This is a genomic window from Corynebacterium hiratae (genome assembly GCF_009708045.1).
GTDB classification, from domain to species: domain Bacteria; phylum Actinomycetota; class Actinomycetes; order Mycobacteriales; family Mycobacteriaceae; genus Corynebacterium; species Corynebacterium hiratae.
Window position 1 is genome coordinate 253,600 of the sequence record NZ_VIOG01000001.1, and the last position, 24,217, is coordinate 277,816.

Consider the following 24,217-nt stretch of genomic DNA (forward strand, 5'->3'; position numbering starts at 1 on the left):
CGAGATGTACCAGCTTCTGGTTGATTCCCGAGAGGCGTTGTCATGGACGTCCTTGTGGTATCTCGAGTTCAAGGAAATGAGACAAGCACTGGGAATCTCGGAAGGGAATCCCCAGGAGCTTTATTATCCCCGAGCTTATGAGCTCGCCATTACTAGGGGAGCCCCCGAGGGTGATGTAAGCGAGCTCGTTAGTGCACTACTAGATTCCATACACACGATTGGCCCCAGCACGAGAGAAGTGATGGAGGTGCTGAGGTCAAAGGAAACGCATGACTATGCGGAGAAGACATGGACTTCCTCTTGGTACAACAGAAGAGTACCCCCTCAAACTCATGGACTTAGTGAACGACTAGCGCTTGCTCTTCTTGATCAGTCAGGGGAGCGTCTTGAAGCCTTTGTGGCTGCAGAAGACGTTCGGGCTATCGCTTTTGAAATGCGAGATCAAGAAGGAATTATTGAGAAGTTTCTGGAAGCTATTGTCCCTAAAACGCAAACAGTTTCTCTTTCTGAGAAGGATCCCCTTGTTCCACCGGAGTTGTTAGGTTCGGCATTTCTTCCGCTTGACCGCACCATTGAGCAGCGCGTGCGGGCAGCGTTAATTCGGCATCGGGACGCAGACTCTGAGGTCGGAGCTGAGGAAATCGTGATCGAAGAGATTGAAAGGGCAGTGGATGCATTTGGCCTCCACGATGCCCGAAGCCAAGCGCTATTCCTTGTTGGCACGGTGATAGCACCTCAGCTAACTCCGCTGCTTCACGTTGATTCTGACGACGTCGGAGCGGCAGAGGGGTTTGTAGGCGAGCTCCAGCAAAGAATACGGAGGGAGGCATATGTAATGCACTTGCGACGGCAATTATGTGCTGGGGGAGCCATCCATGCTGACCAAACCAAGATCGTTGCTGATTTGCAAGATTTCTGGAAGCCTTGGTTGAACCGCTTATGGTCTCGACTACACGGTCGCGAAATTAGGCCACGTCCCCCGGCTGAAAGCCCTAAAGAATTGCTGACCGGCATTACCCGTTCTGTCATTCTTGACCACCGCGCAAGAATCCGTAAGTCTCTTGAGAGGAGCTCCTGATGAAGTGGACATTGAAAGATGGAGCCTGGTCATCGGGCGTTATTAGTTTCTCAGAGTTTCCACTTATCCAAGCTGTTGAAGCTAGGGGAGCGCTATTGGAGTGGAATATCGACGAGCCCGAAAGGAGCCGGCCACGCATCACGATCACTGACGAAGACGAATGCGATTGGCTGTGGGAACTCATCGGAGAGCCTGCCCATGTTGAATTTGTACAGTCGGCGCAGAACCCCAACATGCGAAAAGCATTCAATGTCGCTGCTCAATGGAATCTGGAGACGTTACTGGCGCTTCGAAAGCTCGCTCATGGCCAGTGGCTACGAGATTGGTGGCCGACCAGTGCCGTTGATGGGGTACCCAAGCTGAGTGATGAGGGGCTGGTTCGTGAGATGAACGACGTGGCTATGCAGGTAGAAACAATCGTCGACGGGTATCAGTTTTCTCGTACTGAGGACACCTCAGTGTCCTTAAACAGAACAAGGGACAACCAGGCACAATCTGACTATGCTTTGGTCGCGGGCACAGTTCAAGAGTGTGCGATCACGGGCCCCATTTTTAGTGGTACATCCTCCCCGGCGTGGCAAGGGCTGCCAGCACATGTAGTTGATGCGACAGAGAATCCCGTTCACTGGCATGTCGAAGCGGCTCCGAATCCGGTGCTAGACATCCAAGTATTACTCGCTGATAAGCAGTCAAACGGTGAAGGCCTTGAGGTGCGGGTGCTTCGCGGACCTGAGGAATTAGCCCACGGATATCTCGACAAGCGGGGGGTCGCGTCTGTGCCGTTAGGTCTCACGGTAGCTGAGGTATGGCTTCAAGATTGGACTGACGTGGTCGTACAAGTTGGGGTTGATGTCAACGAGAGCCAGGAAGTGCGCAACCGTATTAGGGCCTTTGCTCAGGAGCGACTGCGAGCTCGCGACAGGTTGAGCTTTGCCGAAGAGTGCGTTGCTCTTTACTGATTGAAGGCATCGAATCCCCCCCTTTGGGGGACCAGTTTTGTGAGTGGTAGAGCTAGCATTCTCCAATACTGAGGCTAGCTGGCACTCGAATGCACAGCTAAATGCAAAGAAAGGAACTCCAGTGAAGATCACTAAGTCTCTCGTATCTCTTCTTGCCGCCGTCTCGTTGACAACGCTCGCTGCCTGTTCTCAATCTGAAGGCGACAACGGCGAAAAGTCTGCGGACGCTACCACCGAAGTTGCTGCCAACGAGGCTGAAAAGACTGAAGACTCTAGTACAGATTCTGATGCGAATGCAGAATCAAACGACAGCGAAGATGAGTCTGCAAATGCAGATGCGAAGACCGCTTCAATCGGTGGAAGCTATGAAGCCACAGTTGATGGCCAGGCCATGTGGTAGAAGACGAAACCATCGTATGCCAGGAGGCAGCTGGCACGATGAATCTCGCAGTAGGTTCCGGTACAGCTGGTATCTCCGCAATGCTTTCCACCGATGATAACCCCACGGTGAAGGGTGTCGGAATGATGGATGCAGATGGAAATACCCTGGCCTACGCTGAGGGTAGCCCGATGGGCTCCGCTACGGCGACGAAGGAAGGCGACAGCTACACCGTGTCGGGTGAGGGCATTGTGACCGATCCACAAAACCCGACCAGCATGGAAACGAAGCCGTTCGAATTGAAGATTACCTGCGGTTAATCAAGGTAAAACGTGGTGGGTGGGCAACAAGTGCTGACCTTGTGGTTTGCTGAGGGAAGCACTTGCTGGATCACGTGGCGCTGGGAAGGAGAGGAAGACGCACACGCGTCTCGTCTTGACCCAGCGCTACGCCAGACTCTTCTCAACTTTTATGAGCAGGCATTGCCCAATGCACGCCCTGCTGAATCTGCGGAGGAAGCGCTCAACCGCGCCTTGAGCGGCCCGTTGGCCTCTCCACAAGAATCGGCCGATTTTGGGGCAAGGTTAGCTGATGGTCTTCTTCCCACTGAACTGACCCAAGCGTTAATTCGACGTTCTGGGAATGGCGCCGAGCGCGTTTGCATGAAGATCCATGTATCCCCAACTGCAGCTCGGATTCCATGGGGGCTCCTACGTATTCAAACAGAAGCTGCAGGAAATCAGCGTGCGCTACTTTTAGACTTTGCGTACGTCGCTATAGCTATTCCCCGCAATGCTTCCCGCCTTGCGAAACGCCGCGATAAAGAAGCTTCGCGTTTGCGTGTTAACGGAACACGGCGCGGGGTTGTAGCTGTCATCGATCCTAAAGTTCCTGGATACCCACCGACTTCGGCGTTGGGCTCGGTCCTGGGACCACCCCAAGACAACGATGAACTAGCAGCACTCTTAGGGCGGCGAACTGGAAACCTTATTCCCACAGCGACCGTATTCTCTGAACTAGCTAGACGTAGTGATCTAGATCGCCGGTGGCTCAAGTCCGTACTGCCTAAAGCTTCCGCTTTTCTGTACGTGGGACACGTTAGCGTGGGACAGGACCTCACCTCCTCAGGGGCATCATCAGCACTCCACTTGTGTTGTGTTGATGACACGGGGCAGCACGATCCGTTGACCGCCGGTGAGATTCTAAGCGATGAAGAGTTCGTGTTCCCTGAACACGTGGCATTCATTGGGTGTGGTTCTGGTACCGACCATACTTTTCTCGAACCCATGGGTTTGTCTTTGGCCGCGCATTTGCGGGGCGCTCAGTACGTCATCGCTGCTTCGTGGACGATACCCACGGATTCATACCTTCCCTCTACACCGTTGCGGCGACTGATTCTTGCAGCCGATGAAGCATTAGATTCATCTAATCCGGCGCGTGCAATGAACTTGTGGCAACGTGACCGTGCGGAAGCGTGGTTTCGCGACGGCCACGTTAAGGACACCCCATTGCTTTGGGCGGCGATGCATACTTTCGTCCGCTGACTAGTTGCGGAAGCCGTGCACCGGCGCCGGAATGAAGCCACCGCGGTTGATGAAGGTGGAGTTGCCCACCTGGTTGACCGGGATAACCGGCGCGTAGCCCAGAAGGCCACCGAAGTTGACCTCGTCGCCAGCCTTGGTGCCTGGGGCGGGGATAACGCGCACGGCAGTCGTCTTATGGTTCATCACGCCAATGGCGGCTTCGTCCGCGATCATGCCGGCGATAGTCTCAGCAGAGGTATCACCCGGGATGGCGATCATGTCCAAGCCCACCGAGCAGATCGAGGTCATGGCCTCCAGCTTGTCGATGGAGATGGCACCGGTGCGCACCGCATCGATCATGCCCTTGTCCTCGGAAACCGGGATGAAGGAACCCGACAGTCCACCCACGCGGGAGCAGGCCATCATGCCGCCCTTCTTGACGGCGTCGTTAAGCAGCGCGAGCGCTGCCGTGGTACCGTGCGTGCCCACCTGGTCGAGGCCCATGTGCTCCAGGATGTGCGCGACGGAGTCACCTAGTTCCGCGGTGGGAGCAAGGGAGAGGTCAATGATACCGAAGGGGACACCGAGGCGCTCCGAAGCCATCTCACCCACGAGCTGGCCGGCGCGGGTGACCTTGAAGGCTGCCTTCTTGACCTCTTCTGCAACCTCGTTGAGGGTGGCGCCCGCAAGGGAGCCGAGCGCGCGATCGACCACGCCCGGGCCCGATACACCTACGGAAACGACGCAGTCCGGTTCCTCAATGCCGTGGAAGGCACCGGCCATGAAGGGGTTATCGCCCACGGAGTTGGAGAAGATCACGAGCTTGGCGCAGCCGATGGCGCTGCGATCCTTGGTGAGCTCGGCAGCTTCCTTGATGATGCGCCCCATCTGTGCCGCGGCATTCATGTTGATGCCGGCGCGGGAGGAAGCGATATTCACCGAGGAGCAGACCAGGTTTGTCTCTGCCAGGGCTTCCGGGATGGAACGGATAAGCGCCTTTTCGGCGGTCGTTGCGCCCTTTTCGACGAGCGCGGAGTAGCCACCGACGAAGTCAACACCGGTCGCTGCGGCAGCGCGATCCAGCGCGCGGGCAACGTCCACGGGGTTTCCTTCGATACCGGCCACGATGAGCGCGATGGGGGTGACAGAGATGCGCTTGTTGACAATCGGGATGCCGAGCTCGGCCTCGATTCCCTCGCACACCTCAACCAGGTGTGCGGCGCGGGATGTCACGAGGTCGTAGACCGCCTCTGCGGTGGCTTCCATGGTGGGGCGTGTGCAGCCGAGCAGCGAAATGCCCATAGTGACGGTGCGGATATCGAGACGGTACTTCTCGATCATCTCGATGGTGTCGAGAATGCTGGCGGTATTGAAGCGGTTAAGCATGACTGGTTATCGTCCCTAGATCTCGTTCATTGCGGTGAACAGCGCTTCCGACTGCACGCGAATGGATTGCTTGATGGACTCACCGACGGTGTTCATCCGCTCCTGGAGCTGCTGGATGCTGACCTCGTTCTCATCGAATTCGACGCGCAAGATCATGGTGAAGTACTCAGACATGAGAGTCTGGGAGACGTCAACGATATTGACGTTAAGTTCTGCGAGGGCGGTGGACACGGCGGAGATAATGCCGGTGTTATCGACACCGGTAACAGTCATGATGGCGATCATGACTAGATTGTAGCCTGTACGTTTTTCCAGCTGCTCTGGGGTCCTGCAGAGAGATCAGATAGCGCGTACGGTGGCGCACATGACTGATACGACAACAACTGCACGCAAGAAGGTTTTGTACATCGGCGGCCACGGAAAGGTTGGGCTTTTGGCGGCGCCCAAGCTTGTCGACGCCAACCTCACCGTCCATTCCCTTATCCGTAACCCCGACCAGGTCGCCGATATTGAGGCCCTGGGCGCCACCGCAGTGGTGCGCGATCTCACCGAGCTTTCTGTTGAGGACTGGGCAGAGCTTTTGGCTGACTATGACGTCGTCGTCTGGGGCGCCGGCAACGGCGGCCGCGCGGGCGCGGAAGTGACGTGGGCAGTCGACCGCGATGCGGCACTTGCCTCCATCGCTGGCTTGGAGAAGCTAGCGGAGGAGGGGAAGCACACCCCGGCCTACGTGATGATTTCCTATATGGGAGCTACGGAGAACACGACCGATCCTGCGGATGAGAAGTGGTACGCCTACGTGGAGTCCAAGAAGGCCGTAGACAATAAGCTCAATTCCACGGATCTTAACTACCTCATCCTGGGCCCTGCGGCCCTGACTGAAGAGCCTTCGCGTGGCATCACCGTGTTGGACAAGGATGCAGAGCGGACCGGAAAGCTGACCACTTCCCGGGAGCTTGTTGCCGACGTAGTGACCGAGGTTGCCGGCCGCGATGCCTTTCCCGCCTCGCCGTTGGAGTTCATCGATGGTGAGGGCAGCGTTAAAGACATCTAGGATGCAGGAGACGCCGCGGCGTTAAGGCCAGCACTTACTTGCTCGCGGGTCAGACCGTTGTGCAAGCTCGCCTGGCGAAAAGGTTTAGTAGCGAGGTGGGCGGCGATGTACCACCCCGTGGTGTGCTCGAAGGTGGCTTGGCTTTGGAAGCGCACCACGGCAATACCTTGCTCGCGGAAGGCGCGGGGAGACGTGTGGGATTCAAACTCGTCGCTGATGATTTCTTGAACCGTGCCGTCGGGGAGGAAGAGGCGCACCTTGGCTTTGTAGTAGTACTCGGTGGGATCGGCATGCGGCACGTGCGACCGGTCTGCCAGATCTCGCTGAGCAGAGCGGGATAGTACTCAATCCAGCCTTTTTCTGCGGCGGTGCCCAGCCGGCGTGCGCCCCACGTTGAACTGCGAATGGACCGGATCTGTCTACCTGCCGCGACCACGAGCACGAGGACAAAGACTGCGACGGCCAATCCCTTCCACCCCGAGCTGATGGACGTATCTTCGCCGATAATGGCTGATATCGCGATAGCGAGTAGCACTACCGCCACGATGAGGTTGGTTCGCAGGTTCTTCCATCCAGATGTGGATCCACCCGGCAGTGGCCCAGCTGCGGCAATGGCGCGACCGACGGTAGCTGTTGTAGGAGAAGGGTTTGGCGAAGATACTTCCCTTAAGCTACGAGGAATGAGCCTTTCGGAGTATTCATGATCCGGAAAGTCGAAGGGGGCTATCGCTTGCTGAGACATTGTGGTGGGCTCCTGAAGAAGGTGGGGCGTCCCGATGGCACGCTGTTGAGCGTTAACCTTTTACCCAGTTCTGCTCAGCAAAAGACAGCGCCGCCTCGATGTTCTTCTTGCGCAGACCATGCTGGAGTTCTAGTTGCGGTTTGTCCGAGTCGGCGCGGTATCCCACCACACTCCAGCCGTTATTGTGGTTGAAGTCAACGGTTGCGACGAGGGGACCATCGGCGAGCAGCCGGCCGCGAAGCTTCAGCCAATTCGGGTTCGGAGCGATGAACTCCGCAGTCATGCCCTTTGTCAACGAGCCGTCTGGCTGCAAGATGAGTATCGGGGCGGTGTAATAGTAGTCGGTGTTGTCGTTGTAGTCGACGCGGCGCTTGTAGACGAGCTCCCCGATTAACGCAGGACGGTACTCAACCCACCCATTCGCCCAGGCGGTCCGCAACCTAGTTCTCCTTCCCCAGCGACCCCGCACGAGCATGACTCCGACAAAGATGAATACCAGTGCGGCAAGCCCGTTGATAATGCTGGCTATTGGTATCCCGCCGTTCGTTCCGTCTGCGCCCGGAAATAGGACAAAGAGGAATAGCACATGGAACACTGTGAAGAATAGGGACATGGCACCCATGGAGATGAAGATGAATCCAAAGATGATCGCGCCGAGATTGGCTTGGCCGATCGGTCGCCCGACACTATTGATAGCTTCGCGTATACCGCTGCGGTCCACGTTAGGGTTCGGCTGCTGATCGTGCTCCTTTAACTCCTTAGGCGCGAGGGAGCCGGCGCTGGCTGCATCAAATTTCAGCGGTGACCGAGGCAATTGAATAGAAGACTGCGTCATGGATCACAGTGTAAAGGGGTTAGAGCTGCCTTTCTCGTCGGTTCAACACCCAATGGGGAGTAGGACCCGTGTTGGGCGGCGGGCCAACCAATCGAACAGCGGCTTAGCGCACCCAATGCTGTTCGGCGAAGTGGAGAACGGCATCAACTTGGCGGCCGGTGAGCCCATTGGAAAGTTCCGCCTCTGAGCTCGTTCCGTCGGTGCGGTAAGCAGCGACGGTCCAGCCATTATTGTTCGCAGTATCCACGGTAGCGATCCGGGCGCCCTCTGCCAGTGCAGCGCCACGTGATCTCAACCAGTTCGGGTTGTTTGCGCGGAACTCACCGGACATGGCCTTCGCTAGTGTGCCGTCTGGTTGAAGGATCATGAGCGGCGCGGAGTAATAGAAATAGGTCCGTTCACGATCGTCGGGACCTTCGGTTTTGCTGCGCAAGTAAACCAACTCACCGATGAGAGCGGGACGGTATTCTACCCAGCCATTGCGCCACGCGGTGCGCAGACGCCGGGCTTTACCGATTTCCTTGAAAATGCTCCACAGACTCACAGCGACAAAGGTCGCGCTGAGGAAACACAAAATAATAGGGATTAGCGAAAATATGCCGATGTCAGAGAAGCTGAATCGCGGAGGGCCAAAGTCACCAGAGAAGAAAGAGAACGTCATGTTGCACATAAATAGTCCAACTAGACCTATGATGACCCAGACTGCCAGGTCGCTGAGCTTCAGGCGCCCAGGCTGGGGCCCAGCCTCCTCGATGACCTCGCGGAGCCCCGAATTATCCATTCGGGGGTTCGGCTGAGCATCGTGGGCACGCTGTTCTTTCGGGGCAAGCCGGGGTGTGGCGTTCAGACTAATTCCACACTGCGTCCGCGGAAGCTGTAGGGGAGTATGGTCCATGCGCCACAGTGTAGCGCCAACCACACTCCGGCACTGAGTGTTAGGCGCTTAGTGATCGGCGTGTGGGCCACGAATCGATTGCTCTACTAAGGACAACACCTGTTCTAGATTCTTTGTGTCCCCGAGGGCCAGACGGTTGATAAAACCGTCCATGAAGGTCTCCAGATAAGTTACGAGGGTATCGATGGAGACGTCGTCGCGCAGCCGGCCCTTCTCAGCGTTTGATTCCAAGCGCGCGCGAACCGCCTTATCCAAAACCTGCTGCTCTTCATGCCACCGAGCAGCGAAGGAGGGATCGGTGCGCAACATCGAGGTCACCGCGAGTCGTGTGGCGAGCCAATCGTGGCGCTCTGGGTGACGCAACATCTCGCTCATTACCTCAACGAGACCGTTGTTTGCGACAACCTCGGCTTCGCGGGCCGCGTCTTCCCGGGCCAGGGCCAAAAAGAGAGACTCTTTATCGCCGAAGTGGTGAAAGATAGCCCCGCGCGATTTGCCCGTGGCTTCTTCGAGGCGTCGAACAGTGGCACCTTCATAACCGTGCTCAGCGAAGCATCTGCGTGCACCGACCAGAATGTCATGGCGGCGGCGGTTCAGTTCGGAGTCGCTCATAATCGGCATGGTTGGGGAAAGCTCCTTAAAGCACGGCTGGGGGATAGACAGGTAACACAAGTATGAAGGGATGAGGGGGAGAGAAGCAGAAAGGCCAGCCAGCACTCGATGTTGCTAGCTGGCTATCCGCCTAACTATGCAGGCCGCACCGTATCCGGGGAACCTGCATGGTGGGCAAGGTTGGTTTAGGCCTTGACCATCTGGCGCAGAACGAACTGCAGGATGCCGCCGTGGCGGTAGTAGTCGGCCTCACCAGGCGTGTCGATGCGAACCTTCGCATCAAACTCAACGGTCTCGCCGGATTCCTTGGTGGCGGTTACGTGAACCGACTTCGGAATGCCGCCCTCGTTGAGAGCCTCGATACCTTCGATGTCAAAGGTTTCGGTGCCGTCCAAGCCGAGGGACTCGTGGGACTCGCCCTCCGGGAACTGCAGCGGAATAACGCCCATACCAATAAGGTTCGAGCGGTGGATGCGCTCGAAGGACTCAGTGATGACAGCCTTCACGCCGAGTAGGTTGGTGCCCTTAGCAGCCCAGTCACGGGAGGAACCGGTGCCGTACTCCTTACCCGCCAGGACAACCAGCGGGATATCGGCTGCCTTGTAGTTCTCGCAGGCATCGAAGATAAAGGCCTGCGGTGCGCCTTCCTGGGTAAAGTCGCGGGTGTAGCCACCGGCGACGTCGACCAGCTGGTTCTGGAGGCGGATGTTAGCGAAGGTACCGCGCATCATGACCTCGTGGTTACCACGACGGGAACCCAGGGAGTTGTAGTCCTGGCGCTCCACACCGTTGGCATCCAGGTACTGAGCGGCAGGGGTACCCGGCTTGATGGAGGAGGCCGGGGAGATGTGGTCGGTGGTCACGGAGTCACCAAGCTTGGCCAGGACGCGAGCGCCCTTGATGTCCTGAACGGGCTCCGGCTCAGTCGGCATGCCGTCGAAATACGGTGCCTTGCGAATGTAGGTGGAGTCCTCGTTCCACTTGAAGGTCTCGCCCTCCGGAACGTCCAGGCTGCGCCATGCGTCGTCACCCTTGAACACGTCGGCGTAGTCAGCCTCGTAGAGCTCGCGGGAGATGGCCTGCTGGATGGTGTCCTCGATCTCCTGCGGGGAAGGCCAGATGTCCTTGAGGAAGACATCGTTGCCATCCTGATCCTGGCCCAGCGGCTGGGTCTCGAAATCGAAGTCCATGGTGCCCGCAATAGCGTAGGCAATGACCATGATGGGGGAAGCCAAGTAGTTCATCTTGACGTCCGGGGAAATACGGCCCTCAAAGTTACGGTTACCGGAAAGCACCGCGGTAGCAGCCAGATCATGCTCGTTGATGGCGTTGGAGATCTCCTCCGGCAGCGGGCCGGAGTTACCGATACAGGTGGTGCAGCCGAAGCCGGAGAGGTAGAAGCCCAGGGCCTCCAGATCCTTCCACAGGTCTGCGCGCTGGAAGTAGCCATCGACAACCTGGGAACCCGGAGCACAAATGGTCTTAACCCACGGCTTGGACTTCAGGCCCTTTTCAGCAGCCTTACGTGCGATAAGACCAGCGCCGACCATAACGGACGGGTTGGAGGTGTTGGTGCAGGACGTGATGGAAGCGATGGCAACCATACCGTGGTCCAGGGTGTACTCACCGCCGTTCGGGGAGGTGACGGTCACCGGGTTGGACTGGCGGCCGGAGCTGCCCTTGGCAGCGGACTCACCCTCGCCTGCGCGGGACTTGTTCAGGCCACCGGTCACGTCAACGAGGGAGTTCTCGTCGCCACCCTCGGCGGTCATGCGCTTGGCCTCCACGGTGGACTCGTCGGCAACAACCTCGCCAGAAGCGTAGGTCGGCAGGTCCTTACGGAACTGCTCCTTGGCCTCGGAGAGGAGGATGCGGTCCTGCGGGCGCTTCGGGCCAGCGATGGACGGCTTCACGGTGGACAGGTCCAGCTCGAGGTACTCGGAGTACTCTGCCTCCGGAGCATCCTGCTCCAGCCACATACCCTGTGCCTTGGCGTATGCCTCGACGCGGTCGATCTGCTCCTGTGGGCGACCGGTGAGCTCGAGGTACTTGATGGTCTCCTCGTCGATCGGGAAGATTGCAGCGGTGGAGCCGAACTCGGGGGACATGTTACCGATGGTGGCACGGTTGGCCAGCGGCACGGCCTTCACGCCGTTGCCGTAGAACTCAACGAACTTCTGAACCACGCCGTGCTGACGCAGCATCTCGGTGATGGTCAGAACCACGTCGGTAGCGGTCACGCCGGTCGGAATCTCGCCGGTGAGCTTGAAGCCCACGACGCGCGGGATCAGCATGGACACCGGCTGGCCCAGCATTGCGGCCTCTGCCTCGATACCGCCAACGCCCCAGCCCAGGATGCCCAGGCCGTTCTCCATGGTGGTGTGGGAGTCGGTACCAATACAGGTATCCGGGTATGCGAGACCGTCGTTGTCGAAGACCACGCGGGAGAGGTACTCAATGTTGACCTGGTGGACAATACCGGTTCCCGGAGGAACAACGCGGAAGTTGGAGAAGTTCTCAGCACCCCAGCGCAGGAACTGGTAGCGCTCCTGGTTGCGTTCGTACTCGATCTCGACGTTCTTCTCAAGGGCCTCGGTGGAGCCGAAGGCTTCGACGATGACGGAGTGGTCAATAACCATCTCGGCCGGGTTGAGCGGGTTCACCTGGTCCGGCTTGCCACCGAGTGCGGTGATTGCCTCACGCATGGTTGCGAGGTCCACCACGCAGGGGACACCAGTGAAGTCCTGCATGAGAACGCGGGCCGGGGTGAACTGAATCTCAGTATCCGGCTCAGCGGACGGATCCCAATTGGCCAAAGCGTTGATGTGATCCTTGGTTACGTTCTTACCGTCCTCGTAGCGCAGCTGGTTCTCAGCCAGAACCTTGAGGGAGTACGGAAGCTTCTCCAGGCCCTCGACTGCATTGATGTCAAAGTAGTCATAAGACTTACCATTGACCTCAAGAGTCTTCTTGGCGCCGAAGGAGTTCAGGCTTTCAGTCATAAGGAGCTCCATTCCTTGCTTTTCGCTTGTGGGTTATCGAACACTTGTCGAGGGTTCGTCGAACTATCCGACTAGCACTGACCTTTCAGGGGGCCAGGCGTGTCGACGATCTTTGAACGCGCATGTTCTCTAATACATTGTAGATGTAAGAACCCTCGGTCGACACCACTATAACAGTACGCGCGTTCTGTTTCATCCATTTTGGGGGTAGCGGCGCGTCGCGGGGGTTGCCCGGGTCCGACGGTTTAGGCTCGACCACGAATCTGGGGAACCGAAGCGCTACAAGACAACGAGGAGTGGCAGATGATCCCGGCGGACGTAAATGTAGACGATATTGCCGCACAGCTGTCAGCCGACGGCGTTGCCTTCTCTAATCCGGAGCTGGCGCTTGACGACGACCTCCAGGCCCACATCTCAGCCTCATTACAACCCGGACACGGTATCGCAGTGGTTGACGTCTTCCCGGAGAAGATTCCGGATCTCCGCGACTTAGCGACAACCCTCCAGCAACAGACAGGGCTAGACACCGTCATCCTGCAGGCGCCCATGAAGGTCTCCGCGGTGAGCAATTCTTATGACCGCGCAACCTTGGAGGCGGCCGAAGATGCGTTGCCAACCGGTCTCGATCAGGTCACGCTGCTCAATGATTTCTATGCCACCGCTGACCATTTTTCGGCACCATGGGGAATCATTCTGGGGCTCCTTTTCTGCCTCGCCTCGGCCGTCGGATGGATAGCCTTCCGCGCGTCTGCTCGGCACAATTTGATCGCCGAAAAATAGGCGGAATAACTACGGCGCGCACTTCGCTACTCGTTGGGGCTTGACGGCAGGGGGAGTGGGGAAGTGGCAAAAGTCAACCACTATCCCTTTACTTTCGAAGCGGGGGAGTGGTTGGCGTCGCGCGCCGAACGGCAAGGTATCCGTTATTGCGGGGCTTGCCAGGCCGCGAAATTTCACCGAGGGTCAAGTGGCCCGCTAGAGCATCGTGCCCCAGTCCGCCATGAAGGACGGATGTCGCAATCTGGGGCAATCACGGGAGCGGTCGGCGAGACAAGCCTCAAGGCGTGACGCCTCACATGCGCTGACAGGCCGACTTGAAAAAGGGCCTTAGGAGCGGGCGTTACCCAAAAGTGACAAACATCACAATCACACCTTGGTAACAAAGTCATTGCAGGTTAGGTGCTCCTGCCATGCCCTGTGGCTGCACGTGGCTGATGTGAAAGCTGAGGAAAGTGTGCGAGATGGCGTGTCGGTGACGTATGGTTCACGTATCGACTCACGGGTTGACTATTGCTCCATACGTTCATGGACCAAGCCTTGACTCTCAATTGATTTGTCGCACGGGTATGTGGGGAAGCACGCCACGAGCGAAGGGAACAGTTGGGGTTCACCGCCTGGTGGATGAACGTCGTGTCGCTGCTGACGCGAGTAGCAGAACAGTTTGCTCGAGGCAGTCGGTACCAGTGTTCAAATTTTAAAAATCGAAACACCTACCTTCCGAGTGGAAGAGGCTTCACACACTTCATTGTGCGCGTCTTTGTAGCGGGCAAGAAGCGGCCGTATGCTCTTCCGGTTTCCGGTTGGGTGCCAGCCATGGAGGCGGGCACTTGTGCCATGTGGGCGCGGGTTGCTGCTTTCATGAGCGCGGCGTCCAGCGAGGAGGAACCGTGAGAGACGTGGCCCTCAGCCAGATGTGTGCCCCTTCGTCGTCGGATCGCGGCTAGTCCTAGGCGTACTCGCTATCGAGCGAGGGACGCTCTGCAACTGGAAGATTGGGGCGGCGGTCTGATGAGACGTTGGTGCATACACAGCGCCCGCGCAGTACCTTTAGTGTCTCCGTTGTTGGCAGGACACAGTGCCCTTTAGGGAGCACGAACGCAGGAATACTCCTGCCTGCGCCAGGACGTACATGCCTCGTTCGACCACTCTTGTTCGCGTATCCATCTCCGCTTCATCAGCCTCGAAGGCGTAACTCTAGGAAGCGCACGGCTTTCCTTAGGCACGCATGCAACCTTTCAGCTTCGAAGTGGTGGGGGAGGCGACGCACCCCCGCAGTACCTACTCGCTATTGGCGAAGAAACATCCTCAAGTCCCGGCGGCGTTTTCTGCTGCCGCATCCGGCTTCGCCCAGCCATGAGGAAATACTGTAGGGATGCACAACTACATGGGTAGGTGTCTAGGAGATAACTCTCGTGGCCACCACATCATCCTTCGGCTTCCGGCGCTTCAAAGCAGCCTTCGCTGCTATTGCGACCACTGCAGCCTTATCTACTGCCTCCTCGCTCACTCCTGCAGTGGCGGCGGAACCTGAGCAGCTCAACATCGACTCCCTGCTATCCTCCGATAATCCGTCCATCGCTGACCTCGCCGGCGCTATCGCGCAGATCGAGGAACGTATCGCTCAAGCTGAAGCGGCCATCGGTATCCAACGCGAATCTGTGAACCGGGCGCTCGTCGATCTCAACGACGCTCGGACCAAGGCGGCCCAGGCACGCCAGGGGACCACGACGGCGCGCGAGCAACTCGACGCCGCGCAGGCGGATGTCGCGGATGCGCAAGCAAAGTTGGACGAGGTCTCACGTTCGGCCTACCGCCGCGCCAATACCTCCGACACTGTTGCGCATGCAGCAGGTAAGGATGCCCGCTCGGATATGCTTGAACGTCAGTCCTATCTCCGTTCACAATCCGATAAGCAACAGGCCGTGTTGCGTGACTTGGAAAAGCAGCGGACGGAAAAGGCCAATAAGGAATCTCAGCTGCGTAAGACCCAGCAGCTTGCTGAGGAGCGCGCAGACCGGGCCGCCGATGCCGAGACCGCGGCACGCGATCAGCTCACCGCCTCCGAAGCCTCCATCAAGGATTCGGCATCCGAGCGCGATGATCTTCTCTCACAACTCTCCGCTCTCCATAAGGCCCTCAATCAAGCTAAGGGGGTTGACGAAAATGAAGTGTCAACCCCTGAGGCTGGAACAGAGGTCAACGATGGAGCGTTGACTTCGGAGGTGCAGAGCGATACGCAGGACGCCACCGAGGCCACCGACGACGCCGATGAGCCCACGGTAGTCCCGTCCGAGCCCGCCAACACAACGACTGCCGCCGAGTCCACGACCAACGCACCGGCTGGCCCTTCGGCCTCTGATGCCAAGACTCCTACGCTCCAAGCACAACGCTCGACCCCTGCGGCCTCTGCGGAGGAGATGAAGGAACTTTCAAGCGCTGCAAACGCGGTTGCTTCGGATCCAAACGTGCAGGAGCTGTCTTCTACTCGCGCAACGGGCTCTGAGAAGAAGGAGACAGGGCAGCCCCGAGGCGGCAGCTCTTTTGATCCGGGTGACATCGATCCTGAGACTGTTGCCCTCGGCATCGGCGTAGTTGGAACCGTCGCCTCGATGGTGGCGGCGTCCCAGCCTAACCACAACAACAGCTTGACCCAGGACGAGATCGACGCGCTTGTGCAGGGCTCTTCGAAGCTGTTTGCTCTTCAGGGCGAAGGCGAGAGCACGGGGTCCACGGCAGCGGGATCCACCGAGACGTCGACGAGCGAATCGGCATCCACAACCACGGCCACTGAGGACGAGGATTTTCTTGCCTCCGATGTGTCCGGCGTCCTAGAAGAGCTTGATACCACCGACAGCGTGACCAAGGAGGCATCGGCAACGCTGGGCGACGCCTCCCGCGAAGCAAAGATCGAGACCGTGATTGAGCGCGCCACCTCCCAGGTCGGAGTTCCGTATGCGTGGGGCGGCGGTGACGCAAATGGCCCTACCAAGGGCATCCGTGATGGAGGCGTTGCAGACTCCCACGGTGACTACAACAAGGTTGGTTTCGACTGCTCGGGTCTGGTTCTGTATGCCTTCGCGGGTGTGGGTATCTCCTTGCCGCACTACACCGGTTACCAGTACCAGAAGGGAACGAAGATTTCTCCGAGCGAAATGGAGCGCGGCGACCTTATCTTCTATGGCCCGAACGGCAACCAGCACGTGGCGATCTACCTTGGTGATGGCACCATGGTTGAAGCTCCCCAGTCTGGCCAAAACGTCAGTATCACCCCAGTACGCCAAGGCGGCATGGCCCCCTATGCCGTGCGCCTGATCTAACAAGGCGCGTTGCTAGACTGGGCTGTATGACTGACACACTGCGTACTGCCCAGGGCAACGCCCACAGCACCGATTCGGTGCCCTCCTCATTTGACGCCCTCCTCGTTCTTTCTTTCGGTGGCCCGGAAGGAAACGAGGAGGTTGTTCCATTTTTGGAGAATGTAACCCGCGGCCGTGGCATTCCCCGTGAGCGCCTCGAAGTAGTAGGGGAGCACTACTTTCATTTCGGCGGCGTAAGCCCGCTCAATGCACTGAATCGAGAGATCATCGACAATATCTCGGCAGAGCTTTCGGATCGCGGACATAATCTGCCGGTCTATTTTGGCAACCGTAACTGGCATCCCTTTGGGACAGAGGCCGTTGACCAGATGGCAGCGGACGGAGTGCGCAGCGTCGCCGTGTTTGCCACCTCGGCCTGGGGCGGCTACAGCGCCTGCCGGCAATACAACGAAGACATCGTTGCCCTGCGTCAGCACGTTGAGGATAAGAACCTTCCAGACATAACCTTCACCAAGCTGCGCCAGTTCTTCGATCACCCGAAGTTTGTAGAGGAAATGGCTGCCGCTGTCCGGGAGGCCTACACGCAGGTTCCGGACGACAAGCTGGCTAGCACTCGCATGCTCTTCACCGCGCACTCAGTGCCCACGGCACACGATGCGGTTGGAGGTGACGAAGGGGATAAACATATTTACTCCCGCCAGGTGGCGGCGGCCTCTCGCCTCGTCGCCGAGGCGCCGGCGTTAAGGACTATGACCTCGTGTGGCAATCGCGCTCTGGTAACCCGGCCACACCGTGGCTGGAACCAGACATCGTAGACCACACCACACGGATCCACGAAGAGGAAGGCGTCGACGGCGTCGTCGTCTGTCCCATCGGATTCATCTCTGATCACATGGAGGTGATCTGGGATCTCGATTCCGAGCTCAAGCAGGCCGCCGATGCGATGGGCGTCAGTGTCTACCGCACCCGCACCGCCGGGCCGTCTGAGCGCTTTGCATCGCTGATCGTGGATCTGATCGAGGAACTAGAGCAGGGCAGTGTGCCCGCGTCCCTCGGCGAGGTCACAGTGCAGGGGTGCACGGTCAACGGCGAGCCCTGCGCCGATGGTTGCTGCGATATTTGGTCGCTGCGCAAGCCTCACTAGCGTGCGAATTCGCTTAACGCGTAGGCCACTCCCGCCATGCGCGCTTGGCGGATGTGGCGCCACAGGCGCAGAAGCTGCGGATCGAGGCTGTGGTCTTGGACTCGATCAGTCACCGTCTCGATAATGGCAGCAACCCGGTCAGCCCGAGCAAAGAGCTTTGCCGCACGCCCCGGCACCGCTGAGGGCAAGCCCGGGGTGTCGTAGAAGTCGCTCAGCGTACCTACGGTCAGCCGCGGGTTGGGGAGAGCATCGCTGCGATACCCCGTTGCTTCGATGAGAGAGGCCGATTCATTCGTTGCAGTGCTCAGCAGCGCATCCGCTTCTCCTGGGCTCAGCCACGCGGGCGAGGGCAACGGGTCCGTTTCCTCAATCACCGTCCACCGCGTCACACCTGCGATGTAGGTGGGGATAAGCACTAAATTCCTATCAGGATCGTTGGTGCGCACAACGATGGCGCCGGCCGGGTTTTCGACCGCAGCTTGAGCGGACTCGGATCCCGCCGGAAGAGCCGGCGCTTCGCCGGGCCCAGAAAGGACCAGCCGCAGCAATGGCTCGCGTTCACCGCGCTCGATGATCGCGGCCGACTCGCGCCTTAGAAGTGACATAACATTAACGAAAGGCTTACCGTCAGCGGCTACTTGCTCGCCGCCAAGCTCAGTGAGAGCGTCGAGGAAGTCATCGGTAGATTCCTGGCCCCACAACCACGCTCCAAGCCACACGGCAACGTTTTGTAGAGGGGACCAGACTTCGGCGCGCATATCCATGGCTGGACAGTGTAGACGATAGGGTAGACCGCTATGAGCTTGAATTCCCGGGACCCCTATGGCGGCGATATTTTTGCCGGACATGCACGCAACAAGAAGACGGAGTACCCCGAGGTACCCGCAGAACCAGGCATGGTGGTCGAGGTTCGCGGTGATGATTTTGTGGGAGCGGTCTTAGGCGTTGACAAGACCGTGTGGGGCCCAGTAGTGCGGCTCGAGGATCGGCACGGAAACGCACGTGTCTTCAAACTCGTCAAAGGTGGATTTTTATTGGAGGGGCAGCCGGTTACGCTGACCCGCTACGTCGAAAAGCAAGCACCCCGCAAGTCCAATTCAGGATCACGCCGCGTGGAAAATGTGGAAGCGAAGGTAGCCGCGCCATCACGCATTTGGGTCGAGGGCATCCACGATGCCGCCATCGTGGAAAAGGTGTGGGGCCACGACCTGCGCGTGGAAGGTGTGGTCGTCGAATACCTCGAAGGTCTGGACAACCTCGAGGAACGTCTCGCCGAATTTCAGCCGGGCCCTGGACGCCGCGTAGGGGTTTTGGCGGATCACCTTGTCGAAGGATCGAAGGAGACGCGGTTGACGCAGACGGTCGGCGAGCACGTGCTCGTTACCGGGCATCCCTTCATTGATATCTGGGCAGCAGTCAAACCTGAGCGCCTCGGGCTGCGAGCCTGGCCGGACGTGCCCTTTGGAGAGGACTGGAAGACTGGCATCTGCCGCCGTGTTGGATGGTCTGACCCTAAGGAAGGCTGGAGCCGCGTCTACAACGCCGTGACGTCATTCCGGGATCTGGATTCCACGCTGATCGGTGCGGTAGAGCGGCTCGTGGACTTCGTCACCACACCGGAGCTGAGCAAAGAGGATTTACTCTAATCCGCATTTGCTCGGTCGATGAGGTTGACCGCCAGCTGGCAGCCGGCGGTCTCTGCCGCCCAGCCCGCAGCTTGCAGGCGTTGGGACATCGCCTGTTTGGATATGCCCAGTTCTTCAGCGGCCTCATTTTGGTTCAGCCCGCCGCGTACCAGCGAGGTGGCCTCGCGGCCCTCCATCGTGCGCTTGTTCAAGACAAAGCCTAAAAGGGCGAAGGCCGCCGCAATATCCTGTGCTTGCTGTGCCCTTCCGCGACGATCCACCTTGGCGTAGACGTGCCCCGCACGAGCGGAGCCTTTGACCGCGGCGGTAGCCACCGCCCGAGTTTCGGCGTCACCAGCCCCTTGACCGGGAATAACTCCGATGCCGATGGCCCAATCACCGTCCGCAAGCAGCGCCATCACAACATCGCAGACTGCGGAAGAGGAATAGGCCACGGCGCAGATATCCTCGACACCGAGAACCTCGAATTCACCAATGCCTTCCAGGGTGGACAAGGCAGCGGCGGAGCGTTGAACCAAATCAGCTCGGCGTACCGAGCGGCCGCGGTAACGGGCGTGGACTGCTAGCACAGTGCGGGACTCCTTCCAGAGAGAAACAAGGCCCAGTCTACCCCTTGCGCTTGACCGAGCCGTGCGTTCCGGGGGCAAGCGGCAAACGCGTGTCAAGGATGAGCCCAACGGCCCCGAGCGCGGCCGCTAACAGGAAGGCGACAATGGTGTAGGGGCTCGTGGAGCCTGTGAGCGCATCCCCAAAGAAGACGCCGATGGCGGTCGTGGGGATAGAGCCGATGAGCGTGGCTACGGAGAAGTGCATGACCGAAATGGGAGTCAGCGCGGCGACATAGTTGAGTAAGGAAAAAGGAACTCCCGCCACCATCCGCAGTGACGCTACAGCCAGCCAGCCGCGCCGGTCGAGTCGAGCGTTGATTGCGTACACCGCTGGGTGCGTGAGGTGTGGACGAATCCACTCACCGAGCAGGCTGCGCACAATGAGCAAGGAAACGGTAGCGGAAATGGTCAGCGCCACGAGGGAGATGGCCAACCCCAGCCACGGACCGAAAAGCAGTCCAGCGGCGAGCGTCCATACGGTTCGGGGGATAGGAAACTGCGTGAAGAAAACATAGGCCCCTGTAAAGGCCACAACGAACCAAGGCCCAAGGTGCTCCGACCACAAACGCAGCACGGCGAGCGAGGGGACGTCGACAAGCACGGCACCTACAATCAACGCCGCGCCGGCGACGATTACTGCTGCCCACCGCTTCCAGCTCCAGCGACGAAAGCTCTGCCGCGCCGATCGTCCCAGTGACACGAAGAAGTCACCGACGCTGCGCACCCAACCAGATTTCATAGGGCTTCAAGCCTAGCGCTACAAGGCTGCTGATCCCTCATTCAGGCTGCATGAAGAAAACTCGCACCATCCCCAGCGGCGAGGAAAGTAAAGCAGATATCGACGCCGTCTGGGCAGGTGCTGGCAGTTTCGCCCCAACTTGCTGGCAAGCCCCGATCCAGTGCATACGATATGGACTTCGCGGAGGATACTGAAGAGCGGTGCTCATCCGCACTGCTTTCCTTTCGTGTCTGTCCTGACACCGATGATCTTTGTGGAGTGGATCTTGGACTTTCTTCATAACCTCACGTCCTATATGGACGCGGCCACCTTACTCGAAGCGTTCGGGCCGTGGGTGATTGGCGGAATTGCGCTCGTTGTATTCATCGAATCAGGCGTGCTCTTTCCGTTTCTTCCGGGAGACTCCCTTCTGGTGACCGCCGCGATTCTGCGCCACGATCTCCATGTCTCACTGTGGCTGCTTATCACCGTGGGCATCGTTGCTGCTATTGCGGGTGATCAAGTGGGCTATTGGATTGGCCACCGCTTCGGGCGCGGGTTGTTTAAGCAGGATGCACGGCTTCTCAAGTTGGAGTACCTTAACACCGCGGAGAATTTTTTCCGCAAGCACGGCCCTCTTGCTTTGGTGCTGGGACGGTTCGTTCCGATCGTACGTACCTTCATCCCGGTGGCTGCCGGGACGGCCGGGATGCGCTATAAGAAGTTCATTGGCTGGAATGTCAGCGGGGCAGTGGCTTGGGTGCTTTCTATGAACCTCGTCGGCGTCTTTCTGGGCAATATTCCGGGCATCGCCAACTCGATTGAGAAGATCATGCTGCTCATTATTGCGCTGTCAGTAGCTCCCATTGCGATCAAGGCAGTACACAGCTACGTCACGTCGAAGAAGAAAGCCACGGTAGTCGAAGAGCGGGAACCCACTATTACTACAGCGGGATAGGGGATTGTGCGGGGCCTCCAAGTCGGGGCGCCCGCGGCCGCCGGGCCGGACCTACGAAAGCAGGAACCCCGTGTCTCACATCATCTTTTCCGATGGTGCGAAACACGGGGTTTCGGTTGTGCCCGAGGGGGGACTTGAACCCCCACGTCCGTTAATAGGACACTAGCACCTCAAGCTAGCGCGTCTGCCATTCCGCCACCCGGGCTAGGGTGTTTGTTCAGCCTCTCGGCTGGGCACTCGAATACTGTATCCCGAACCGGTGCCACTTCACAAATCAGCACTACACGCCATGTTTTCACGCTACTTTTAAGGGTTGAAAACACACCGGTGAAAGTACGTTGTTCGTTAGCGCTTGCGCGTGCCGGACGGTGCACCCGCAAGCCCTGTATATGGCGTCTGCACCCTAAATCGGCGCGCTGAATATAGCTTTCCGGTACAAAGGGATCTATGACTAGCAACACTTCAGATACCACCGTGAACTACGCCACTGACTCTCGTTTCCCGGGCCCGGACCCTTACGCACCGTTGGGAGATGTCCCCAGCTTCACCGTGACGTCCTCTGACATCGAGGAAGGCTCAGAGATCGCGGAGCGTTTCCGCGCGCCTGAGAATGTGTCCCCGCAGCTGTCGTGGTCCGACGTACCGGAGGGAACTAAGTCCTTCGCCGTCACCTGCTTTGATCCTGACGCACCAACGGGCTCAGGTTTCTGGCACTGGGCGGCTTTCAACATTCCTGCCGATGTCCGCGAGCTACCTACTGGTGCCGGCTCTGCTGAAGACCTCGGCCACGACGGTGTCATCAGCCTGCGAGGCGATAGCGGCCAACGCGTCTACTACGGACCCCAGCCGCCAGCCGGGCATGCTCCGCACCGCTACTTGTTCGCCGTACACGCCGTTGACGTAGAAAAACTGGACATTGATCCGGACGCCACTCCAACGGTCCTCGGTTTCAACCTCTTCTTCCACACGCTTGGCCGTGCGGTTACCTGGGGCTGGTACGAAGCCCACTAAAAGGGCCAATTACACTCATCACAATGAGTAAGAATCCGGAGACCAACCCCACCACCGACGGAGTAGACATCCCCGCCGCCCTGCGCGTGGGCGGCGCCTTCATGCTGCTGGCCGCCGTGCTCGCGCTATTCGGGCTCGTATCCATATTTACCGACGGCTGGGGAGCTACCTTCGAATGGACATGGCGCCGCCTGGCCATTGTGGGTGCGGCGCTTCTCGTCGGCGCATTCAGCACCCAACGCCGCGATCAGCGGGGCAGCCGCGAGCAGATCATCGCCCTGGTCCTGGCGCTCGTCCTCATCATCGCCAGCCGGGCGCTTCCCAACACGGTTCTCACCACGATGGGCCAGTACGTGGTCTTCCTGTACGCCGTCGCAGCAGGGTTGTGTGCGGTCATTATCCGCCGCACCTTGCGCTAGGACCGCCGTGGCGGTCTAGTCCGCCCATTCCAGGCCGGAACCTACAGCCTCCGAGATGTTGCTCAAGCCGTGAGCGTGAATCTGCTGAGCAATGCCACGGTGGATGTCGCGGATCCAATCCGGGCCGCCGTAGATCAGGCCGGTGTAGCCCTGCAGCAGCGAGGCTCCTGCGGTGATACGCTCCCACGCCTGCTCCGGGGTGGAGATACCACCGGCCGAGATCAGAACCAGCTTATCGCCCACACGGGAGTGGAGGCGCTGCAGGACCTCCAGCGAGCGCGCAGCCACCGGAGGGCCGGACACGCCGCCGGCTCCCATCGCCGCGACCTCCTCAGCCGGGGTTACCAACCCCTCGCGTGAGATGGTGGTATTTGTGGCCACAATGCCTGCTAGTCCAACCTCTACGGCCATATCAGCTACGGCATCAATATCTTCATCGCTGAGGTCCGGTGCAATCTTCACCAAGACCGGCGAGGACGTCGATTCCACCACGGCCTCCATAATGGGGCGCAGGGATTCCACCGCCTGCAGGTCGCGCAGGCCCGGGGTATTAGGGGAGGAGACGTTGACCACGACATAATCGGCCAGATCCCCTAACACTGATGCGCATTGGCGGTAGTCATCCACCGCATGCTCAGCTTCAGTGACTTTGTTCTTACCGATGTTGATGCCCACGACATCGTTAGAGCGGCGCTTGCGTAGGTTGCGGGCAGCCACCAGCGCGCCCTCGTTGTTAAAGCCCATGCGGTTCAAGATGGCCTTGTCAGCCTTGAGCCGGAAAAGTCGGGGAGCTGGATTGCCCGGCTGCGCCTTCGGGGTGATGGTGCCGAGCTCGGCGTATCCGAAGCCGATGGGGGACCAGACGTCGGCAGCCGCCGCATTCTTATCAAAACCTGCGGCCAGCCCCAGCGGGCGCGGGAAGCGCACGCCAAAGACCTCTTGCGCTAGGACCGGATCAGTGACCGGTACGATCTTGCCCAGCGCACGGTTAAGCGGCGAGGCGACCTGAAGCGCGGCGAGACCGCCATTGATGATGCCGTGGATACGTTCCGGGCTGAGTTTGAACATTCCCTTCAACGCGGCCTGGTAGGCCGCGTGGCGGGCACGGTCAAGGGCTGAGTACTGCATGCGGTGTCCTTAAAAAGAAGTGA

General features: G+C 58.9%; 23 protein-coding genes, 1 tRNA gene and 1 pseudogene. 13 read left to right on the plus strand and 12 right to left on the minus strand.

Annotated features, from left to right (window positions below; genetic code table 11):
- The first annotated feature begins 397 nt into the window (after positions 1–397).
- The 5 genes from FME68_RS01140 to FME68_RS13425 all read left to right on the plus strand — a co-directional run bounded on the left by FME68_RS01140 (position 398) and on the right by FME68_RS13425 (position 3,960).
- Positions 398–1,078, plus strand: a complete 681-nt coding sequence (locus FME68_RS01140) for a hypothetical protein (protein WP_144013177.1) — start codon at positions 398–400, stop codon at positions 1,076–1,078.
- Positions 1,078–2,037, plus strand: coding sequence for a hypothetical protein (locus tag FME68_RS01145; RefSeq protein ID WP_158395458.1), 960 nt, complete (start codon positions 1,078–1,080; stop codon positions 2,035–2,037). Before FME68_RS01140 ends, FME68_RS01145 begins: the two co-directional genes overlap by 1 nt.
- Positions 2,038–2,158: 121 nt before the next feature.
- Positions 2,159–2,437, plus strand: a complete 279-nt coding sequence (locus FME68_RS01150) for a hypothetical protein (protein WP_158395461.1) — start codon at positions 2,159–2,161, stop codon at positions 2,435–2,437.
- On the plus strand, positions 2,431–2,736 hold the full coding sequence (locus tag FME68_RS01155; RefSeq protein ID WP_328287671.1) for a lipoprotein LpqH: 306 nt from the start codon (positions 2,431–2,433) through the stop codon (positions 2,734–2,736). The genes FME68_RS01150 and FME68_RS01155 overlap by 7 nt, the downstream gene beginning before the upstream one ends.
- A 30-nt stretch (positions 2,737–2,766) precedes the next feature.
- Positions 2,767–3,960, plus strand: coding sequence for a CHAT domain-containing protein (locus tag FME68_RS13425; RefSeq protein WP_158395465.1), 1,194 nt, complete (start codon positions 2,767–2,769; stop codon positions 3,958–3,960).
- Here FME68_RS13425 and FME68_RS01165 read toward each other — a convergent pair whose 3' ends face one another.
- Both FME68_RS01165 and FME68_RS01170 read right to left on the minus strand, forming a co-directional pair.
- Positions 3,961–5,325, minus strand: coding sequence for a PFL family protein (locus FME68_RS01165; RefSeq protein ID WP_070511789.1), 1,365 nt, complete (start codon positions 5,323–5,325; stop codon positions 3,961–3,963).
- Between the two features lie 15 nt (positions 5,326–5,340).
- Complete coding sequence (locus FME68_RS01170; RefSeq protein WP_010186707.1) at positions 5,341–5,610, minus strand: ACT domain-containing protein; 270 nt, start codon at positions 5,608–5,610, stop codon at positions 5,341–5,343.
- 79 nt (positions 5,611–5,689) lie between these two features.
- On the opposite strand from FME68_RS01170, the gene FME68_RS01175 reads away from it, so the two are divergent.
- Complete coding sequence (locus FME68_RS01175; protein ID WP_144013180.1) at positions 5,690–6,379, plus strand: SDR family oxidoreductase; 690 nt, start codon at positions 5,690–5,692, stop codon at positions 6,377–6,379.
- Here FME68_RS01175 and FME68_RS13135 read toward each other — a convergent pair.
- From FME68_RS13135 to acnA, 5 genes are all read right to left on the minus strand, one after another.
- Complete coding sequence (locus tag FME68_RS13135; protein WP_230308837.1) at positions 6,376–6,678, minus strand: hypothetical protein; 303 nt, start codon at positions 6,676–6,678, stop codon at positions 6,376–6,378. The genes FME68_RS01175 and FME68_RS13135 overlap by 4 nt on opposite strands.
- Before the next feature lie 495 nt (positions 6,679–7,173).
- Positions 7,174–7,956, minus strand: coding sequence for a hypothetical protein (locus tag FME68_RS01185; protein ID WP_158395467.1), 783 nt, complete (start codon positions 7,954–7,956; stop codon positions 7,174–7,176).
- Between the two features lie 103 nt (positions 7,957–8,059).
- Complete coding sequence (locus FME68_RS01190; RefSeq protein ID WP_158395469.1) at positions 8,060–8,851, minus strand: hypothetical protein; 792 nt, start codon at positions 8,849–8,851, stop codon at positions 8,060–8,062.
- 48 nt (positions 8,852–8,899) lie between these two features.
- On the minus strand, positions 8,900–9,472 hold the full coding sequence (locus tag FME68_RS01195) for a TetR/AcrR family transcriptional regulator (RefSeq protein WP_049157671.1): 573 nt from the start codon (positions 9,470–9,472) through the stop codon (positions 8,900–8,902).
- Positions 9,473–9,648: 176 nt separating this feature from the next.
- The gene (gene acnA, locus FME68_RS01200) at positions 9,649–12,465 is read right to left on the minus strand and encodes an aconitate hydratase AcnA (protein ID WP_230308838.1); all 2,817 of its coding nucleotides are present in this window, start codon (positions 12,463–12,465) and stop codon (positions 9,649–9,651) included.
- 303 nt (positions 12,466–12,768) lie between these two features.
- Here acnA and FME68_RS01205 point away from each other — a divergent pair, with 303 nt between their 5' ends.
- From FME68_RS01205 to FME68_RS01215, 3 genes and pseudogenes are all read left to right on the plus strand, one after another.
- Entirely contained in the window at positions 12,769–13,245 is a 477-nt protein-coding gene (locus FME68_RS01205) for an Rv1476 family membrane protein (RefSeq protein WP_049157675.1), read from the plus strand.
- Between the two features lie 1,412 nt (positions 13,246–14,657).
- Complete coding sequence (locus tag FME68_RS01210; RefSeq protein WP_328287672.1) at positions 14,658–16,562, plus strand: DIP1281 family NlpC/P60 protein; 1,905 nt, start codon at positions 14,658–14,660, stop codon at positions 16,560–16,562.
- Positions 16,563–16,588: 26 nt separating this feature from the next.
- Positions 16,589–17,706, plus strand: a pseudogene (locus FME68_RS01215) (ferrochelatase).
- Here the strand turns inward: FME68_RS01215 and FME68_RS01220 are convergent.
- Entirely contained in the window at positions 17,703–18,470 is a 768-nt protein-coding gene (locus tag FME68_RS01220; RefSeq protein WP_049157678.1) for an Rv1486c family protein, read from the minus strand. The pseudogene FME68_RS01215 and the gene FME68_RS01220 overlap by 4 nt on opposite strands.
- Positions 18,471–18,503: 33 nt before the next feature.
- Between FME68_RS01220 and FME68_RS01225 the strand changes: the two genes are divergently transcribed.
- The gene (locus FME68_RS01225) at positions 18,504–19,352 is read left to right on the plus strand and encodes a DUF3097 domain-containing protein (RefSeq protein WP_070547421.1); all 849 of its coding nucleotides are present in this window, start codon (positions 18,504–18,506) and stop codon (positions 19,350–19,352) included.
- Here the strand turns inward: FME68_RS01225 and FME68_RS01230 are convergent.
- Together FME68_RS01230 and FME68_RS01235 are read right to left on the minus strand one after the other, a co-directional pair.
- On the minus strand, positions 19,349–19,921 hold the full coding sequence (locus tag FME68_RS01230; RefSeq protein WP_046649134.1) for a hypothetical protein: 573 nt from the start codon (positions 19,919–19,921) through the stop codon (positions 19,349–19,351). The genes FME68_RS01225 and FME68_RS01230 overlap by 4 nt on opposite strands.
- Before the next feature lie 37 nt (positions 19,922–19,958).
- A complete protein-coding gene (locus FME68_RS01235) occupies positions 19,959–20,699 on the minus strand; it encodes a TVP38/TMEM64 family protein (protein ID WP_158395474.1) in 741 nt (246 codons plus the stop codon).
- A gap of 265 nt (positions 20,700–20,964) precedes the next feature.
- Between FME68_RS01235 and FME68_RS01240 the strand changes: the two genes are divergently transcribed.
- Positions 20,965–21,636: a DedA family protein gene (locus tag FME68_RS01240; protein WP_439329279.1), complete on the plus strand. Its 672-nt coding sequence runs from the start codon at positions 20,965–20,967 to the stop codon at positions 21,634–21,636.
- 119 nt (positions 21,637–21,755) lie between these two features.
- Here FME68_RS01240 and FME68_RS01245 read toward each other — a convergent pair.
- Positions 21,756–21,841 (minus strand) — tRNA-Leu (locus FME68_RS01245).
- Between the two features lie 242 nt (positions 21,842–22,083).
- On the opposite strand from FME68_RS01245, the gene FME68_RS01250 reads away from it, so the two are divergent.
- A complete protein-coding gene (locus FME68_RS01250) occupies positions 22,084–22,647 on the plus strand; it encodes a YbhB/YbcL family Raf kinase inhibitor-like protein (protein WP_046649136.1) in 564 nt (187 codons plus the stop codon).
- Positions 22,648–22,670: 23 nt separating this feature from the next.
- Positions 22,671–23,066, plus strand: coding sequence for a hypothetical protein (locus tag FME68_RS01255; RefSeq protein ID WP_046649137.1), 396 nt, complete (start codon positions 22,671–22,673; stop codon positions 23,064–23,066).
- A 15-nt stretch (positions 23,067–23,081) separates the two neighbouring features.
- Here the strand turns inward: FME68_RS01255 and FME68_RS01260 are convergent, their stop codons facing one another.
- Positions 23,082–24,194 (minus strand): quinone-dependent dihydroorotate dehydrogenase, encoded by a 1,113-nt coding sequence (locus FME68_RS01260; RefSeq protein WP_046649138.1) that lies wholly within the window; start codon positions 24,192–24,194, stop codon positions 23,082–23,084.
- Positions 24,195–24,217: the final 23 nt, after the last annotated feature.

Bases quoted from the DNA above. Each gene is read 5' to 3' on its own strand.
- FME68_RS01170 (WP_010186707.1), bottom strand. From the start codon at position 5,610: ATGATCGCCATCATGACTGTTACCGGTGTCGATAACACCGGCATTATC.
- FME68_RS01190 (WP_158395469.1), bottom strand. From the start codon at position 8,851: ATGGACCATACTCCCCTACAGCTTCCGCGGACGCAGTGTGGAATTAGT.
- FME68_RS01195 (WP_049157671.1), bottom strand. From the start codon at position 9,472: ATGCCGATTATGAGCGACTCCGAACTGAACCGCCGCCGCCATGACATT.
- FME68_RS01145 (WP_158395458.1), top strand. From the start codon at position 1,078: ATGAAGTGGACATTGAAAGATGGAGCCTGGTCATCGGGCGTTATTAGT.
- FME68_RS01250 (WP_046649136.1), top strand. From the start codon at position 22,084: ATGACTAGCAACACTTCAGATACCACCGTGAACTACGCCACTGACTCT.
- FME68_RS01220 (WP_049157678.1), bottom strand. From the start codon at position 18,470: ATGGATATGCGCGCCGAAGTCTGGTCCCCTCTACAAAACGTTGCCGTG.
- FME68_RS01165 (WP_070511789.1), bottom strand. From the start codon at position 5,325: ATGCTTAACCGCTTCAATACCGCCAGCATTCTCGACACCATCGAGATG.
- FME68_RS01260 (WP_046649138.1), bottom strand. From the start codon at position 24,194: ATGCAGTACTCAGCCCTTGACCGTGCCCGCCACGCGGCCTACCAGGCC.
- FME68_RS01255 (WP_046649137.1), top strand. From the start codon at position 22,671: ATGAGTAAGAATCCGGAGACCAACCCCACCACCGACGGAGTAGACATC.
- FME68_RS01225 (WP_070547421.1), top strand. From the start codon at position 18,504: ATGAGCTTGAATTCCCGGGACCCCTATGGCGGCGATATTTTTGCCGGA.
- FME68_RS01185 (WP_158395467.1), bottom strand. From the start codon at position 7,956: ATGACGCAGTCTTCTATTCAATTGCCTCGGTCACCGCTGAAATTTGAT.
- FME68_RS01175 (WP_144013180.1), top strand. From the start codon at position 5,690: ATGACTGATACGACAACAACTGCACGCAAGAAGGTTTTGTACATCGGC.
- FME68_RS01205 (WP_049157675.1), top strand. From the start codon at position 12,769: ATGATCCCGGCGGACGTAAATGTAGACGATATTGCCGCACAGCTGTCA.
- acnA (WP_230308838.1), bottom strand. From the start codon at position 12,465: ATGACTGAAAGCCTGAACTCCTTCGGCGCCAAGAAGACTCTTGAGGTC.
- FME68_RS01235 (WP_158395474.1), bottom strand. From the start codon at position 20,699: ATGAAATCTGGTTGGGTGCGCAGCGTCGGTGACTTCTTCGTGTCACTG.